Below are 13,769 nucleotides of genomic sequence, written 5' to 3' on the forward strand. Positions count from 1 at the left end.
GGAACGGATGGGCCTGATCCGACGCCAGCCGGGCTTGGCCCGTAGCATCGAAGTCCTGGTTGAGCCCGAACGCCTGCCCCTCCTACGCCCGCCTCAACTCGTCAAATCCTCAGTGCAGAGGAACTAGGATCGACGCGCATGCGCCCGGGACGCATGCGAAGCTTGCATCCTTCAGCTGTTACGCGTGTGAATGGATTTAGGCGCGGCGGATCGTTGCTGGACGCCAAATAGCCACGCCGAGTTACTCCTTCGGAGTGGGAAATTGTAAGACTCGATTCTTGTTCCAAGGGCAACGCTGGATATTATTCTTTGCCATTTTGTCGCAGATCGTTGATGAAGGTTTCGCTCACAGGAGATCACTTGCAGGAGACATGAGACTCAATTGGGGCAAGTGACAGGAACAGCTAGGCTTTAGCCGACACTCAGTCATGCTCTTCAATTCCGGATCGCTCTCGACTTGCGTCGATTGGACCTGTGGGCGTCGGATGCTTTGTTGGAACATGAAGAAACGGATTGTCGGCTTTCACCTTGACGAAGAACAGCACTGGGTCGCTGAACTTGAATGTGGCCACAATCAGCATGTCCGCCATAACCCGCTTTGGACCATCCGTCGGTGGGTGATTACGCAGGAAGGCTGTGACAAGGCGCTAGGTCACGAGCTGAACCGCAAGAAGTGCGACTTCGGCGCGCCCGGACTGGGGCGATCCGCATTAAAGCCTCAGATCCCTTTATGTTCACCTCCTGCCCTGTGATCGGGGATCGTCCGGTCCTCGTTCCGCCCTAGCTTCATCGGTAACAGGTGGTCCCTGAACAGGAGCTTAGGATGACCGGCATCGTGCGCGGCCTTGCCTTCCTGCTGCTGACGACCGGGCTGATGGTTCTGGGACCTTGGGGCGCGCACGCCGAGACCGAGGTTGATCTCGCGCTCGTACTGGCGGTCGACGTCTCCCTGTCGATGGAGCCGGACGAGCAGGAACTCCAGCGGCAGGGCTTCATCGAGGCGTTCCGATCGCCGGACGTGCACCAAGCCATCCAAAAGGGCATGCTGGGGCGCATTGCGGTGGTCTACCTCGAGTGGGCCGGGGCTGGGTACCAGCAGGTGGTCGTGCCCTGGACCGTGATCGAGCAGCCGAGTGACAGCCGTGCCTTTGCGGCCCGGTTGGCCGAGAGTTCGATCCAACGCTTCGGCTACACCTCTATCTCAGGTACGATTGACTTCAGCCTCACGCAGCTTCGCCAGAGTGGCGTTACACCGGTGAGGCAGGTGATCGACATCTCCGGGGACGGGGCCAACAACCAGGGCCGCATCGTGACCGCAGCCCGGGACGAGGCCGTGGCGCAGGGCGTCACCATCAACGGGCTGCCGATCATGCTGAAGCGGCCGGACGGCTTGTGGGACATCGACAGCCTTGATCTCTACTTCCGGGACTGCGTGATTGGAGGACCAGGGGCCTTCATGATCCCGGTGCGAGAGAAGGCCCAGTTTGCCGAAGCCATCCGGACGAAGGTCGTGCGTGAGATCACCGAAGGGCCGCAGCTCCAATCCCTGGTTCAGCCGGCCCAGGCTGAAGCCCGCACCAACTGCCTGGCCGGAGAACTCCGGCGCCAGCAGCGAAGCGGCAACTGACCATGTCTGGGAACTACTGACATCCTGAACTCCCGTTGAGGCAATGCGGGGAAGGAATCCGGGATGGGATCCGCGCCGCTCGACCACAAGGTGGGGCGCTCGCTTGAGCGCCCCACCGAATCGGCTTACTTCTTCAACCTGGAGTGATTGTTCGCCGTAGAAGGCGGGCCACCCTGCCCTTCCTTGCGCAACGACAGCTTGCCGGCCGCGCGCTTGAGCGCATCCGAGATATCGTATTTCAGCTTGTTGGTGATCTCCGACATGGTCATGGCAAAACCTCAGGAAGCTCAGCACATTCTCCATGCCGCCCTGGTCGCACAGAGCTCGGCTCCCCGTTTCCAGAGTAACTTGCCTTGCAGTACTTTTAGTCGAGCCAGGGGTGGAGGAGGGGCTTGGCAAGGGCCAGCTGCCGCACGATGCCCTGGTGCGGGACGCCCCGCTGCTGCAGGAACTCCTGAATCTGCTGCTTGGCATCGTTCCAGGAGAGTCCCTGTTGATAGCAGCATCCCAGGTACTTGAGCGTGCGCTCGCGGTTCAACTCGGGGACAGCGAGCGGGGCTTGCTCGTCTATGAAACACTGGGCAACGAGATCTTCGCACGCCATGGCAGAGGCCTCCTGAGCCGGTCGAACGGGATCTGGGTCAGGACGGCTCAGAATTCGAGGCAGATCTTGCCGAAGTGGGCTCCCGACTCCTCATACCGGAAGGCATCGGCCATCTCGGCCAATCCAAAGCTGCGGTCAATCACCGGGTGGAGATCCATAGCTTCGAGGGCGCGCACGAAGTCCATCTGCTGGCTTCGGTTGCCGACGATCAGCCCTTCAAGTCGGGCCTGCTTGGCCATCAGGGCTCCAGTCGGAACCTCACCCGCCCGGCCGGTTAGCACACCAATTAGCGCGATGTGCCCGCCAACCCTCACCGCAGCGATTGACTGGGCAAGCGTACCCGGCCCGCCAACCTCCACCACGTGATCGACGCCGTGTCCGCCGGTCCAGTCCCGCGCACGCATGCCCCAGTCCTCATGCTGGCGATAGTTGATCGTGTAACCCGCGCCCAGAGCCCGAACCCGCTCCAGTTTCTCGTCGTACGAGGAGGTCGCGATAATCGTCGCGCCCATGGCCTTGGCAAGCTGAAGGGCGAAGATCGACACACCACCGGTCCCGAGTACCAGCACCACATCGCCGGCCTTAAGTCTGCCATTGACCACCAGGGCGCGCCAGGCAGTCAGCCCGGCTGTCGTCAGCGTCGCCGCCTCAGCATGGCTGAAGCCCGTGGGCGCTCGGGTAAACCACGTCGCCGGCCGCACCACTACCTCACGGGCATAGCCATCGACTCCGTCGCCTGGCGTGGTCGAGAAGTCGGAAACAGGCGGTGGCCCATCCAGCCAGCCTGGGAAGAAGCAGGAGACGACATGCTCGCCAATCTTGAACTCGGTCATACCCTCGCCCACCGCCTCGACCACGCCGGCCCCGTCCGACATCGGAATGCGCCCATCCGCTGTTGGCATTCGTCCGCTCACGACGCCATAGTCGTGGAAATTGAGCGAGCTCGCATGGAGTCGAACCCGGATCTCACCGGGACCGGGAGGTCCAGGATCGAGCATCTCGATCAGCTCGAGCCGATCGAGACCGCCGGGTGAGCGCAACGTGATCCTCTTCAATTGTCCCTCTCCGATTGTCCTGATAGGGTTCGGGGCCCTGTGGCCAACTCGTAAGAGCATGTCTGTTCGCCGGCCTCAGCATGATACCGGCATAACTGACTGGACGCCTGTTCGATCCATAGGGCTGCCGTGTGAGCGGTCGCCTGTCATGGATGGCCTTACACGATGCCCAGGCGCGGTAGCGGGTGCGGCCGATGAGCTGCGCCAGCATCAGATCGACGGCCTTGGGCGTGACCTGCAACAGCTTGGCCCCGAGCGGCACCGTCACCCGCGGCCGCGACAGGAACAGCTCGACCACCCCGGCAGTCGGGAGTTGCTGCGGCACTCCTTGGTCATCCGGTTCATCAGCTCACGGGCATCCGAGATCAGCCTCTTCTCTTGATTGTCATACCCATTCCCGGGGGGATAGAGCCGTTCATCACCCCTCAGGATTCATTGCACAGATCTTGCTCGCTCTCCTTATGCGTCGACGAGGTCTGGGCGCACCGCTAGTCGTCAGCACCCCATCCCGTGCGGATCTTGACAGGTGAACATCATCGACCCAGTTCAACCTCTTCGCCCGCAGGAGTCCAGAATGGTGAGGCTGAACCGGTTTGCGACTATAGCTCTGGTGGTCCTCAGCCTGCTCATTCATCTCAGCTCAGCCAAGGCGCAAAGCGAGGTCGATCTCGCCCTCGTGCTGGCTGTCGACATCTCAAACTCCATGGATCCAGAGGAGCAGGAGCTTCAACGGCAGGGCTTTGTCGAGGCGTTCCGGTCACCTCTCGTCCACAACGCCATCGGCAGCGGCATGCTGGGGCGCATTGCCGTGGTTTATCTTGAGTGGGCAGGCCCGACGATCCAGTATGTGACGGTCCCATGGACGGAGATCGGAGGCCCCGAGGACGCTCTCAGCTTCGCCGACCGATTGGCTCGGGCTCCCATCAGACGCGGTCCGCGTACCTCCATTTCAGGGGCGATCGACGCCAGCATGAAGCTCCTGAGCGAGAGCAGTGCTGAGGCGGTCCGGCGAGTGATTGATATCTCAGGTGATGGCGTCAACAATCTGGGCCGATCTATCATCCAGGCCCGAGAAGAAGCATTGGCCCAAGGCATCGTCATCAACGGCCTTCCCCTGCTGCTCAACCGTCCAACAAACTCCTGGGATTCGGAGAATCTCGATGAATACTACCGCGACTGCGTCATCGGTGGCCTTGGCGCATTCATGGTCCCCGTGAGAGAGCGCCATCAGTTCGCCGAGGCGATCAAGACCAAGATCATTCGCGAGATCGCTAGTGTGGCTCCTGAGGCTCTGATTGTGCCAACTCAGGCCCAGTCGGAGCGTCGAACCAGCTGCGAAATGGGAGCCAACCCGTGGGCGAACTGATGCCTGTCACAGCACAAGAAGAGTTCCTCATGACACTGGGGCGAGGTCGACCGTCTGGCAAAGATGTCCTTCAGCAGCGCCAATCCCTCTGTCTTTCTGACGGGGTCATTGCTATCGGAGACGGTTCCGAAGACTGCCATCTCACATAACCTCCAGTGGCGCGTGGGCAATAATAAATGGACCAGTCACAGAACGACCCCAGATGGTCCACTGGGATCGCCGGGCGTAGGATCGCACAAGACTTGGCGGCGTTTGACGGATTTTCTTTCAGCGCCCGACGCTCGTAACGTCTTCTGTGACCTTGCTGCCTGCCTACGGCTGGCTAAGATCCTCAAGGTGATCTGTCACCCAGGAGAACACAATGCTTTGTCGCACAACAGCCGCCAGCTTCGCACTCCTCACCATGATGAGCGTCGCCTCCGCTGAGACCCTGGTGGTCTGTACTGAAGCTAGCCCAGATTTCCTCAATCCGCAGTTCTCCACCGCCAACACGTCATTCGACGTTGCGGCCCAAATCTATGACAGGCTCGTGGGTGTCGAGCGTGGTGGCTCCAAGATCATTCCCGGCCTTGCAGAGTCCTGGAGCGTCTCGGATGATGGCCTGACCTATACCTTCAAACTCCGGGACGGCGTGAGCTGGCATTCGAACCGGGCGTTTACACCAACTCGCCCGTTCAATGCCGATGATGTAGTCTTCACGTTCCAGCGAATGATCGACAAGAATCATCCCTTCCACGGTGTAGGGAGGGGCAGTTACGAGTACTATGAAGGTCTGGTTGCCCCTTTTCTAAAGTCCGTCGAAAAGGTTGATGACCGCACCATAAGGTTCGTGCTCAAGGAGCCTCAGGCTGCGCTGCTCGGTGCGCTTTCGGTCGAGCCTATGTCCATTCTTTCGGCTGAATACGCAGATGCTATGCAAAAGGCCGGTACCCCAGATCAGGTCAATCAGGTTCCGATCGGAACGGGTCCGTTCAGCTTCGTTGCCTATCAGAAGGATGCCACTGTCCGCTTCAAGCGCTTCCCCCAGTACTGGGGCGAGGCCGCGGGTCTGTCCGACCGGACCGCACAGGTGAGTGATCTCGTCTTTGCGATCACGCTCGATCCCAGCATCCGCTACGCCAAGGTGAAAGCGGGCGAATGCCATATCGCACGCTATCCCAATCCTGGCGATCTCGCCTCAATGAAGGCCGATTCCAACCTGAATGTGCAGTCGGGTACGATTGCGGACATGAGCTACTTGGCCTTCAACAACCAGAAAAAGCCGTTCGACGATCGCCGTGTTCGTGAGGCCCTGATCCATGCGGTTAACCTGCCGGCACTCGTCGAAACCGTGTACCAAGGCACTGGGACGCCGACTTCCGCCCTCATTCCTCCTACCCTGTGGGGCCACAGCGACGAACTCAAACTTCGCGAGTATGATCCTGAGAAGGCCAAGAAGCTTCTCGCCGAGGCCGGGTTCCCCGACGGGTTCAAGACGACCCTCTGGGCCATCCCGGTGGTCAGGGCTTATATGCCAAACGGACGCCGAGCAGCTGAGTTGATCCAGGCGGACTGGGCCAAGGTCGGTGTTCAGGCCGAGATCATGACGTATGAGTGGGGCGAGTACCTGAAGCGGACCCGCCAGGGCGAGCACAACGTCGCCATGAGCGGCAGCACGTGGGACTATCCGGACCCGAGCCAAATCCTGTCATTGAGCTGGAGCTGTGACGCGGTTAACACCGGGGGCAACCGAGGACGCTGGTGCAACAAGGAGTTCTCGGACAAATTGGCTCGGGCGAACTCCGTCAGCAACCAGGAGGAGCGCACCAAGCTCTACCTGGAGGTTCAGAAGATCTTCCATGATGACGCGGCATCACTTCTCTTCGCCAACGCTCAGGCCTTTACGCCTGTTCGCAAAGAGGTCTCCGGCTACAAGATGCACTTCTTTGGCGGACAGCCCTTCTATGGGGTGTCCCTCAAGCAATAGGGCACGCGGAAACTCGGCTCGAGCTTCCCAGGAGCTGGCAGCATTGCGGGAAAGTCCCCCAGGGTGCGTGCCAGCTCGCATAGACCCGACGGGCCGCTGCGGCCCGGATCGCCATCAGGAACAACGGCAGGAACTATGACAATTGAGGTAGAATGGGCTCGGATGACCGCACCAGAGCTGAGAGCTCTGGCGGCGCGTCCAAATGCATTGGCGGTGCTCCCAGTAGGCTCTCTTGAGCAGCATGGGCCTCATCTGCCCGTGATTACCGATACGGCCAGCGCCAGCGCAGCTGCGATCCGAGCGGCACACCTGGTGGCTGAGGAAATCCCGGTGGCCGTTCTGCCGGGCCTCTGGCTTGGCATGAGCGAGCACCACCTTCCATTCGGCGGCACGATCAGCCTCGACTACGACGCATACCACGGCATCCTCCGCAGCATCGTGCGCTCCTTGAAGGCCCTCGGGTTCAAGCGTCTTCTCATCGTCAACGGCCACGGAGGAAACATCGACCCGTTGTCGGTTGCCGTACGAGAGCTGGCAGTGACCTTCTCCATGCCGATCGTTGCAACCACACCATGGATGCTGGCGTCCGACGAGATCGCGGCGACAGCCGAATCGGAAACACCGAGGCATGCCTGTGAGGGTGAAACTTCGGTGATGATGGCGATAGCCGGCGACATCGTGCGTATGGACAAGTTCGACGAGGCCGTGCAGCAGGCTCCAAAGCGTGTTGAAGCACCTCATGGCTTTTCACGTTTCTACTCCTTCTCGGAAAGGGCTCCTATGACTGGCACTTGGGGCGACCCACGTCCGGCGACACCGGAGAAAGGCGAACGCTTTCTCGCCATCCAGGCAAGAGCATTAGCGCAAAGCATGCGCGATGAGCGCCTCTGGTCCACACCGGATCCCGTCTGGCAGCAAAATCGGGGCCAGGGGAATACCTCTGGAACGGCCGATTGATAGGGAGGCAGGTCCGCCACCGGCTGAAGCTGTAAACAGCAGTTTGAGTTCTCTTTTGCTCATCGGTGCCACGCCCATCAGATCTGCCGCCTCCGTGCCTCGATCCCATAGGGCAGGAGACTGACACTTTGACTTTTGCTCAGTGCTGACAATTTAACTTTGCCCACAGGCGAATTTCGTTGACAGGTATTTTGACAAGAGATCTGTAACGGGTGCTGTGGCAGGTTCTTACTGACCAGCAGGATCTTATGCGTCCCAATCAGCGGCTGACTCACCTCTGGATCGATCTGTCGCAAGAATTTGTTTCAGAGTTTCAGCCAATCCTCCCTGGGCTCACGGATGGAGGGTAGCGTGTTCAAGGGCAGGCATTTTGATCGCTCAGTCATCCTGCTCTGTGTCCGGTGGTATTTGGCTTAAAGCCTGAGCCTGCGGGACCTTGAGGAGATGATGGCCGAGCGAGGCGTGCAGGTGGACCACGCTACTATCCACCGCTGGACAGTTCACTATGCCCCGCTCCTGTTGGAACAGTTCAATCGGCGCAAGCGGGCTGTCACGGGCACATGGCATGTTGATGAAACGTTGTATTTGATGGGCGTTGCGGGTCATTCCCACAGCATGAGGCCGGGATAGCTCGAATAAAACGTAAGACAGAAGTCTGCGATATAGATGGTGCGCCCGGCCTCACCACGCGCCCCAGCTGAGATCGGACGGTATCAAAGGTCATCCCGAGACGGGTAAGCCTGTATTCACAAGGTTGATCAGCGCAAGGGGCATTCTCAGTGAGAGGAAGCTCTATGACGGTGTTCTTCGGCATTGATGTCGCAAAGGAGAGACCGGATTGCGCGGCGATCGTTCACGGTCGCTAGCGGCCCATCGGACAGAAATCATTTCCTAATACCCTGGACGGTATCGAGCGAGCGGCCGCTTGGGTGATGAAGATATCTAAGGTCGAGTTATTAGAGATTCACGCTGTTCTCGAGCCGACAGCGGCCTATCAAGAGCTTGCTGCTCGCTTCCTGGCTACTAAAGGTATGACAGTTTCTCTCGTCAACTCTGCCCGAATCCGCAGCTTCGCCAAGGGCATGGCAGTCCTGAACAAGACTGACCAGATCGATGCGGTGCTCCTGGCACGCTACGGCTGCCTGGCCCGACCGAAAGCGTGGACCCCTCCGGCCGAGCTCCTGGTCGAACTGCAAGCCCTTCTAGCACGGCTGGATGACTTGGAGGGCGATCCTCGCCGGGAGCAGAACCGATATGAGCAGGCGTGTGTCCGTGGCTGCTCCGGCGCCATCAAGCACTCCTTTGTGACGAGCATCAGGGCGCTCAAAGCTCAGTGTAAACTTCTGCAGGAGGCGATTGCCGAGCACTTTGCCGCTCACGCGATCTGACAGCCGCCAAGCGCTTCCTGCGCAAGGCACTCAAGCGCCATGGCCGGCCCGAGCGGATTGTGATCAATGGCAGTCAGACGAATCGTCAAGCGATCGTACCCTGCGATACGGAAAGCCAGCTCCAGGATCGGTCAAGACGCCAGTTGAAGCCGATCCAGATTCGGCAGAGCCAATATCTCAATAACTGTATTGAGCAGGATCATCGAGCCATCAAAAGGCGTGTCCGACCCATGCTCGGCTTCCAGTCTGTTGTCTCTGCCCGAGTGATCCTGGGCGGCATCGAATTGATCCACATGATGCGCAAGCAGCAGGCGAAGTACGCCCGGAATCTCGCGCCATCACTTGCTGAGCAATTCGAGATGCTCGCTGCCTGAGCCTATGACGGGTCATTGCCATCCTCTCGTCCCCGCTCCAAATTTGCGACGCATCCCAGGATTTGGATGCGAAAGTCAGGATCGAGTACGCGGCCACAGGTCTCCTCTGCACGGTTGAGGCTCCTTCGCCATCGTGATGCACCATCACAGGCGAGCATTCGTGTCGTGCCATAAAACCCGTGGGTGTCTTGTCGCGCATGGCGTCTACTGACGCTGACATGGTCAGGAACTGGGGATCATGAAGCCAACTCCAACTCGCATTGGAGAGGGGCTGGGGTTCTCGGCATGGCTGGACGAAAGCGGCTGACCGGATCCTGCCCATCACTATCCCGACATACTCGGCCTTCATGATCCCTTCCCTGCTCATGGATAGGGAGAGCCCGATGGCAACAGAGCGCTTCACGGAGGACGAGATCACGGCCAGAGCCCGGCAGCTCGTCAATGAGCAGGGGCCCGGCTGGGACACTGTTGTCGCAAATGAGCGGGTTGGAAAGGATACTGCCGAGCTCAGGTACTGGCGCGAGCGCGCGCTGCAAGAGCTCGAGGCCGAGGCGCCGACAGTTCTGGAGATAGAAGCCAGTACGCCCAAGACAGTAGGATTAGAATAGCTTGTCGTTCCTGTGAACGCCATCTGTGCTCAAGGGGTCGGGAGACCCCCAGGCCAGCCGGAGAGGTCGGTCAAGTACCTTTCCACTCATCCTTCCGCCAAGAGACTGGCCGGCCGTAGTTGTTAGTGGCGAACTCGACCATGTCCGGAACGTGAGCGTCTGTCATCATCCCGCCGCGGTGCAGGAGCGACGCCCTCCATAACCCGCATGGGTCGCTCTCTCCTCGTCTTCATGAGTGCCTGCGGAGAAAACGAGTGCCTGTTCTCAAGCGCGAGTTAGCCTTCGGTAGCGCCTATCCTTCCGCAAACATCAAGGAATAGTGGCATCTGGTTCTTGACACGGATACTCCAGGGCTCTGGGTGGAATACGTGCGGCAGCACCAGATCACCCATTCCGACATGGACGTTAGTCAAAGCATAGAGCGCTTCGGCATCAACGATTTTCTATCGTTAGCCGAGGGGAAAGCGGCTCACCCGATGCTCCTCGCTGCCTTGAAGGAGATGCTCCAGCATGTCGACCCGAATAGCTAGAGCTAACGACTCATTGGAGCCACCCGTCCTCCTCCTGCCTGGAACGTCTTCGTTCCTCCCACGGCTAGTCCTTGCCAGCACAGGGGTTGTACAAGGAGACCTGAAACTCTCGACATCTCAGAAGAGAGCAGTGCTGCCTTATTGGGGTTGGAACGAGAACTGCTCCCAAACACACGCCGGCATTATCAACCAAACGCCGCTTTTCCTTTGAAGCGAAGCTTTTGCGTGAGACTCTGATCTTGTGATCGATGGCTGGATCAGGAAGTCGGGATGGATCTGTCAGTCCGCGAGGTGCTAGCGAGGATGTTGGGCGGGATTGATGTGTCAGGGCGGGAGCGACCGAGGGCAGTCGCTGGGTTGCGTGTCCTGAAACTCGACGTTTCGCCTTGGCCGTGTATCCGGCCTAGTTCCAGATCTTTTGGATAGTCTGCCGTGACAAAAGCCTCCGCACGACGTCAATGCCATACTTTGACCATACCGCGTCTTGATCCGAAGGGGTGTGCCCTAAGCGCATGGTGTTCGCAATCCATCAAAGGACTCGTCTCCGACCTGCCACATGGGTCGAGCAGGTCATGCGCGGCCTGAGTTGTTGCCCTGAGATTATTGATGCTGTTGATGTCTTGTCCTTCGGTCCACCGTGCCCAGCGCAATCTCTTTCTGACAGCCGCCAAGGTGGCAACTCTTCTGAGTTCTGCCGCGTATTTGGCCGATTTTGCTTCCTTTGACGACGTACGGCCGGTCGCCTCTGTAGGTCTCGCTAACTCTCCGACGCCTACGCAGGAGACTGACATGGGTCTCTTCACGCCAACAGATAGCCAACCGCTCGTCAGTTTTGCTCCGGCGATGAGCCTCGAGACGTTTGACTTTGTGCATAGCGCTCCGCTCGCGCCGAAATTCAGCCAGTTTGCCGTGCCGGACGAGACTGGTCTCAAGCCGCGGCCCGCTCTGCCTGTGAGTGCATCATCGGGGAACCTTGTTGAGCCGGATCGGCCGCCTTCACATCTCGCGGCGATAGTGGACATGATCGAACCGGCGCCGGAACCAGTTCCTCTGCCGGTGCCGCGCCCTCCCGAATTGCGCGCTCCCGCCCCTTGGCTATCCGAGACTCCAAGGAAATCGCGCGCGGCTGCCCCTGCGCCCGTGACAAGTGCCGCTGTGACGAGCGAGCCGCCGGACGACCGCTCGTTCTTGGAGAAGCTTTTTGGGAGTAAGCCCGCCTCCCCGCCGGCGACCGACCTTGGCTATGCGTCGCTCGGCAGCGGAACCGGCAATATCGCGCCGAGTGCGCGCTTCAATCCGGCTCCTAGTTTGACAAGGGAGGCGGCGACCGCGGTTTATGACATCAGCGCTAAAGTCGTCATCATGCCGAATGGCGAGAGGCTGGAGGCGCATTCTGGGCTTGGGGACAAGCTTGACGATCCGCGCCATGTGCATGTGTCGATGCGTGGAGCGACGCCGCCGGGCACCTACGAACTCACCGAACGCGAGAAGCTCTTCCACGGTGAACGCGCCCTGCGCATGAACCCGGTCGGTGGCAGCGCGGCGATCCATGGCCGCGTGGGCCTGCTGGCTCATACCTATATGCTTGGCCCGAACGGGGATTCGAATGGCTGCGTGTCCTTCAAGGATTATGACCGCTTTCTTCAGGCTTACCTGAGGGGTGAGGTAACGCGTCTGGTCGTCGTGCTCGGCCGCGGGCAGGATGCCCTGCCCCGCGTCGCAAATGCCAATAACGGGAAGTAGAAGAAGGCCTGAGATGAGCCATCGATGCCGCTAGGCTTCGGCAAGTACTCATAAAAGCCGCCATGAGGCGGGCTTCTGCAATCTCTATGGTACATTCGTGATCTTAGCATCACTGCACGAGATGGCGCCACGACAAGGGCGCCCCTCGTATCATTCCTTCCTTGGGTCATGTGATCCGCAGCACAGACAATTCGACCAGAACGCGACAAACCTTCAGGTACGAACGGGTTTCAACGGACCGGCAAGGAAAGCGATTGATGAAGGTTCTCATTATCGGCGGGAGCCGAGGAGTGGGTCGCTGCCTTCTCGAGCGTGCGCTCTCTCAAAGCCATCAGGTGACGGCAGCTGTCCGCAATCCCGCTGCAGTCGACATTCACCATCCGCAGCTTCACGTTGTGCCCTGCGATATACTCGACGCGGCGGTGACCCTTGCTCTCGTAGGGCAGGATGTGGTGTTTTGCACGATAGGCGATAAATCGCGTGGACCTACAACCCTCTATTCAAGAGGAGCCTGCAACATCGTGCAGGGAATGCAGGCGCAAAAGGTGCGACGGCTTGTCTTTCTGTCGAACTTTGGTGTCCTCGGCGAGAAGGCGCAGGACTTTCGGGGAGCAGCGCTCCTGCTTCTTGTTAGATGCTTCATTCGCCCCACTCTGGCGGATCATCGGCGGGCGCTAGAGGAAATCCAGGATCATGCGCCGGAGTGGGTCGCCGTGCGGCTCTTGCCACTGACCAATGGTCCCTGGACTGGGCAATACAGGGTTGTCGTCGATGGCATTCCTGCTAAGAGCAGTCACATCGCACGGGCGGACGTTGCCGATTTCATGATGCGCCAGGCCATGGATGACAGCTATCGGTATAAGGCCCCGGCAATCGCCTACTGACACTCACCGCCGCGGCTGCCCAACGCGAGCCATAAGCTTCGGTAGGAGTATGGCTGGTCGCCGCGTCTGCGAAGGTCTTACTCACTCAGAGCAGTGCGAATGAGACATGGTCTCTTTGACGACCCACTCTAGGCAAGTTGATCGAGCAACTGTGCGTATCTTTGCACCTAAACATCCGAGGGCCTCGCTGCCGATTCCACTGCCTGCCGCCGTGCGACCGCTTGCGAAGTGACAGAATACCCCAAATAAGGTCTCTGCGGGCGCGCTCTTGCCACGAACCGGTCATCATTGAATTGTCTCCTCACACCGAGGGCGAGGGCCGAGCTTGATGGCTTGGTAGAGACGATGACGGATGAGGAACTATTCGCGACGTTTCTTAATCTGATTGCCAGGGCAGGAGGCGCTGAAGCCTTTGCCCAAGTGCTTAGGGAGAAAGGCGAGGAACGTCTAGCAGACAGAGTGCTCCAGTGTGGAACCTGTAAAACTGCTGCTGAGTTCATCGCACTTGAGACTTGATGGCTTGGATGCGCTGGCCAGGAGAGAGCTGGCTCGGGAAATTTGGACAGCGGGATAAGTGGAGTTTCTGCCTGAGAGCAGCCAGAATGGCTGCTGAACAGGAGAGACGATGAGCAAGAGACCCCGCCGGAACCACTCTCCGGCTTTCAAA

13 protein-coding genes and 2 pseudogenes are annotated in these 13,769 nt (G+C 59.4%); 11 read left to right on the forward strand and 4 right to left on the reverse strand.

Annotation, left to right across the window (positions count from 1 at the left end):
• Positions 1 to 500: 500 nt before the first annotated feature.
• Both FS320_RS27605 and FS320_RS27610 read left to right on the forward strand, forming a co-directional pair.
• Positions 501 to 752 (forward strand): DUF3565 domain-containing protein, encoded by a 252-nt coding sequence (locus FS320_RS27605; RefSeq protein WP_152715371.1) that lies wholly within the window; start codon positions 501 to 503, stop codon positions 750 to 752.
• Between the two features lie 71 nt (positions 753 to 823).
• Positions 824 to 1,627: a DUF1194 domain-containing protein gene (locus FS320_RS27610; protein WP_152715373.1), complete on the forward strand. Its 804-nt coding sequence runs from the start codon at positions 824 to 826 to the stop codon at positions 1,625 to 1,627.
• 125 nt (positions 1,628 to 1,752) lie between these two features.
• Here the strand turns inward: FS320_RS27610 and FS320_RS45320 are convergent, their stop codons facing one another.
• The 4 genes from FS320_RS45320 to FS320_RS27625 all read right to left on the reverse strand — a co-directional run bounded on the left by FS320_RS45320 (position 1,753) and on the right by FS320_RS27625 (position 3,611).
• Entirely contained in the window at positions 1,753 to 1,896 is a 144-nt protein-coding gene (locus FS320_RS45320) for a hypothetical protein (RefSeq protein WP_153885337.1), read from the reverse strand.
• A gap of 95 nt (positions 1,897 to 1,991) precedes the next feature.
• Entirely contained in the window at positions 1,992 to 2,231 is a 240-nt protein-coding gene (locus tag FS320_RS27615; RefSeq protein WP_152715375.1) for a hypothetical protein, read from the reverse strand.
• Positions 2,232 to 2,278: 47 nt separating this feature from the next.
• On the reverse strand, positions 2,279 to 3,286 hold the full coding sequence (locus FS320_RS27620; protein ID WP_152715377.1) for a zinc-dependent alcohol dehydrogenase family protein: 1,008 nt from the start codon (positions 3,284 to 3,286) through the stop codon (positions 2,279 to 2,281).
• Positions 3,198 to 3,611 (reverse strand): helix-turn-helix domain-containing protein, encoded by a 414-nt coding sequence (locus tag FS320_RS27625; protein ID WP_338105511.1) that lies wholly within the window; start codon positions 3,609 to 3,611, stop codon positions 3,198 to 3,200. Before FS320_RS27625 ends, FS320_RS27620 begins: the two co-directional genes overlap by 89 nt.
• A gap of 249 nt (positions 3,612 to 3,860) precedes the next feature.
• Between FS320_RS27625 and FS320_RS27630 the strand changes: the two genes are divergently transcribed.
• The 9 genes and pseudogenes from FS320_RS27630 (at position 3,861) to FS320_RS27670 (ending at position 13,102) form a co-directional block, all read left to right on the forward strand.
• Entirely contained in the window at positions 3,861 to 4,652 is a 792-nt protein-coding gene (locus FS320_RS27630; protein ID WP_152715379.1) for a DUF1194 domain-containing protein, read from the forward strand.
• Positions 4,653 to 5,013: 361 nt separating this feature from the next.
• Positions 5,014 to 6,618, forward strand: coding sequence for an ABC transporter substrate-binding protein (locus FS320_RS27635; RefSeq protein WP_152715381.1), 1,605 nt, complete (start codon positions 5,014 to 5,016; stop codon positions 6,616 to 6,618).
• 162 nt (positions 6,619 to 6,780) lie between these two features.
• The gene (locus FS320_RS27640; protein ID WP_420846779.1) at positions 6,781 to 7,575 is read left to right on the forward strand and encodes a creatininase family protein; all 795 of its coding nucleotides are present in this window, start codon (positions 6,781 to 6,783) and stop codon (positions 7,573 to 7,575) included.
• 351 nt (positions 7,576 to 7,926) lie between these two features.
• Positions 7,927 to 8,154, forward strand: a pseudogene (locus FS320_RS27645) (IS6 family transposase); the annotation flags it as partial.
• A 293-nt stretch (positions 8,155 to 8,447) separates the two neighbouring features.
• Positions 8,448 to 8,963, forward strand: coding sequence for an IS110 family transposase (locus FS320_RS27650; RefSeq protein ID WP_162003275.1), 516 nt, complete (start codon positions 8,448 to 8,450; stop codon positions 8,961 to 8,963).
• Positions 8,954 to 9,337: pseudogene (locus FS320_RS27655) on the forward strand (DDE-type integrase/transposase/recombinase); the annotation flags it as partial. The gene FS320_RS27650 and the pseudogene FS320_RS27655, both read left to right, overlap by 10 nt.
• 383 nt (positions 9,338 to 9,720) lie before the next feature.
• Complete coding sequence (locus FS320_RS27660) at positions 9,721 to 9,945, forward strand: hypothetical protein (RefSeq protein WP_152715387.1); 225 nt, start codon at positions 9,721 to 9,723, stop codon at positions 9,943 to 9,945.
• 1,319 nt (positions 9,946 to 11,264) lie between these two features.
• On the forward strand, positions 11,265 to 12,218 hold the full coding sequence (locus FS320_RS27665; RefSeq protein ID WP_192926350.1) for a DUF2778 domain-containing protein: 954 nt from the start codon (positions 11,265 to 11,267) through the stop codon (positions 12,216 to 12,218).
• A 257-nt stretch (positions 12,219 to 12,475) separates the two neighbouring features.
• A complete protein-coding gene (locus FS320_RS27670) occupies positions 12,476 to 13,102 on the forward strand; it encodes an NAD(P)-dependent oxidoreductase (RefSeq protein WP_152715391.1) in 627 nt (208 codons plus the stop codon).
• Positions 13,103 to 13,769: the final 667 nt, after the last annotated feature.

The sequence above is a fragment of the Microvirga tunisiensis genome, assembly GCF_009296175.1.
In the GTDB taxonomy this organism is placed as follows: Bacteria; Pseudomonadota; Alphaproteobacteria; order Rhizobiales; family Beijerinckiaceae; genus Microvirga; species Microvirga tunisiensis.

Coding starts and splice junctions, on each gene's coding strand:
- FS320_RS27605 (WP_152715371.1), top strand. CDS start 501: ATGAAGAAACGGATTGTCGGCTTTCACCTTGACGAAGAACAGCACTGG.
- FS320_RS27610 (WP_152715373.1), top strand. CDS start 824: ATGACCGGCATCGTGCGCGGCCTTGCCTTCCTGCTGCTGACGACCGGG.
- FS320_RS45320 (WP_153885337.1), bottom strand. CDS start 1,896: ATGACCATGTCGGAGATCACCAACAAGCTGAAATACGATATCTCGGAT.
- FS320_RS27615 (WP_152715375.1), bottom strand. CDS start 2,231: ATGGCGTGCGAAGATCTCGTTGCCCAGTGTTTCATAGACGAGCAAGCC.
- FS320_RS27630 (WP_152715379.1), top strand. CDS start 3,861: ATGGTGAGGCTGAACCGGTTTGCGACTATAGCTCTGGTGGTCCTCAGC.
- FS320_RS27635 (WP_152715381.1), top strand. CDS start 5,014: ATGCTTTGTCGCACAACAGCCGCCAGCTTCGCACTCCTCACCATGATG.
- FS320_RS27640 (WP_420846779.1), top strand. CDS start 6,781: ATGACCGCACCAGAGCTGAGAGCTCTGGCGGCGCGTCCAAATGCATTG.
- FS320_RS27660 (WP_152715387.1), top strand. CDS start 9,721: ATGGCAACAGAGCGCTTCACGGAGGACGAGATCACGGCCAGAGCCCGG.
- FS320_RS27665 (WP_192926350.1), top strand. CDS start 11,265: ATGGGTCTCTTCACGCCAACAGATAGCCAACCGCTCGTCAGTTTTGCT.
- FS320_RS27670 (WP_152715391.1), top strand. CDS start 12,476: ATGAAGGTTCTCATTATCGGCGGGAGCCGAGGAGTGGGTCGCTGCCTT.